This window comes from Brevundimonas sp. (assembly GCF_036677305.1).
GTDB lineage: Bacteria > Pseudomonadota > Alphaproteobacteria > Caulobacterales > Caulobacteraceae > Brevundimonas.
Map to the genome: position 1 here is coordinate 1 of NZ_JAKFEB010000097.1, position 2,014 is coordinate 2,014.

Consider the following 2,014-nt stretch of genomic DNA (forward strand, 5'->3'; position numbering starts at 1 on the left):
GTCTCGGTCGCGTTCATAGACCAGCAGGTCCAGGGCCGAGCGGATGTAGTCCGAACTGATCCAGGCGTGCGGCATGTCGCCGATGAAGCGGGGCTCGCGCTCGTCGCGCCCGACCACCTCGGCCCAGCCGTTCCAGGCGCGCGGCCGCATGTCGGCAAAATAGAAATCGAGCGCGCGCAGGGCGTCTTCGCGGCGCCCCAGACGAACCATCGCCCCGACATTGCGCAGCTCGTAGGGGGTGTAGTCCTTCCACGCCTGACGGTTCTCCTGCCGGGCGGTGAAATTGGCCCACCATTTGTCGAAGGTGGCCTTGAGCAGGTCCTGCGGCAGCTCGTCGATCAGGCCAGCGGGCGACAGGGCGATGGTGGTCGAGGTGGCGTCGAAATCGCCCCGGTCCGCGGCGCCGGCGATCCAGTCGATGCCGTGCACCCGCGCCGTCGCCTCGATGGAGGTCATGATGTCGGTGCGGAACTCGGTCTCGGCGGCCCGGATGCGGGCGGCGGCGGCCGTGTCGCCCAGCGTGTCGGCGATGAAGGCGGCGTCGCGATAGCCCAGCAGGCCCCAGAAGTCGTCCCAGTAGCTGTAGGCGATCCTGTCCGAATAGCCCTCGTGGCTGATCGTCGGAGGCAGCAGGCCATACAGGTGGCGTTTGTCCGCCGCCTGGAACTCCGCCGTCCGGGTCGAGGCGCGCAGGGTGTCCATGTATCCGATGGCCGCCTGCACCTGCGGCCAGACCTCGCGCAGCAGGGTCTCGTCGCGGGTGTAGCGATACGTCTCGGCGGCGAGGAAGACGAACTCGCCGTGGCTGTCGTTCTCGGGCACGGGATCGGCCCCGCGGCTGTCGGCGCAGCACGGCACCTTGCCGTTGTCGAACACCAGCGGCGCGAACCAGCGCAGATAGTCGGCGGACAGGTCGGCGTGCCCCAGCCGGTTCAGCCCCTCGGCCATCATGGCGCCGTCGCGGATCCAGCTGCGGTTATAGGAGCGGGTGCCGGGCTGGAGGATCGGTCCCTGCCGCGACATCAGCATGTGGGCCAGCGACGAGCGCATGACGTCCTCGATGCGCTGGGCCTGGGGCGGCAGGGTCAGGTCGAAGCGGTCCAGTTTGCCGCGCCATGAGGCGGCCGTTTCGCTCAGGGCGCGGACGAGGATGGCGGATGCTGAACTGTCGCCGCCGACGATCTCGCTGATGTTGTGCACCGGATCGAGCGACGAAACGAAGCCGAACGTGCGGGTGTCCCATGGCGCGAGGGTGACTTCATACAGGAAGGCTCCGGCAGCCAGACCTGAAGCGTCGGACAACGTTCCGTCGTACGGAGCGGGGTTTCGATTTGCCGCAATCAGGGCCTGCGGATTCGAGCCCTCATCGAAAGCGGACCAGACGATGCTATCCGGCCTGTCTCCAAGCATGGTCGCCGAAGGGCCGCCATTGGCGATCAGGATGCGCCCGTTCTGGACTTCGAATTGACCGATCGGACTGACGCCCCCGGGGACCGTAAGGAACTGGACGGGACCGTTGACCTGCAAAGGTCTGAACGCGAGCGCCAGGGTAAGGGTCAGCGGTCTCGCGGTGGTGTTGGTCAGATCATAACGACCGAACAAATCGCCCTTGCCCGGCTCGCCGCGCGCAAAGGAGGTCACCTCCAGCGTCCAGTCGTCAGCCTTCCATGTGACTGTGGGGATCGGCAGATACCCGTCCTCCAGACTCTGGCTGATCTCGACATCCGCCCAGGTCGTCAGCCTCCCGTTGTCCAGCACGAACGGTTCGATCGACGGGCCGCCGCGGCGCAGTTCGATCGCGCCGTCCTCGCCCATCAGGGCGCTCTCGCCGCCGCCGTCGATGCCGACCAGCGTCCAGTAGGGCTGCTCGCCGACGAAGCCGCGCGGATACAGGCCGCGCCGGCTTTCATCCGCAACGGCGCGCATGAAGGTCGTCGGCGTCTCGCCGAACGACAGGGGCTCGATCTCGAGCGCGTTCAGGGCGTAGGCCTCGGCGCGGCGGGCGTTCAGCATC

1 pseudogene is annotated in these 2,014 nt (G+C 67.5%); it reads right to left on the bottom strand.

The annotated features are described in order from the left end of the window. A pseudogene (locus V6M42_RS05930) lies at positions 1-2,014 on the bottom strand (discoidin domain-containing protein); the annotation flags it as partial.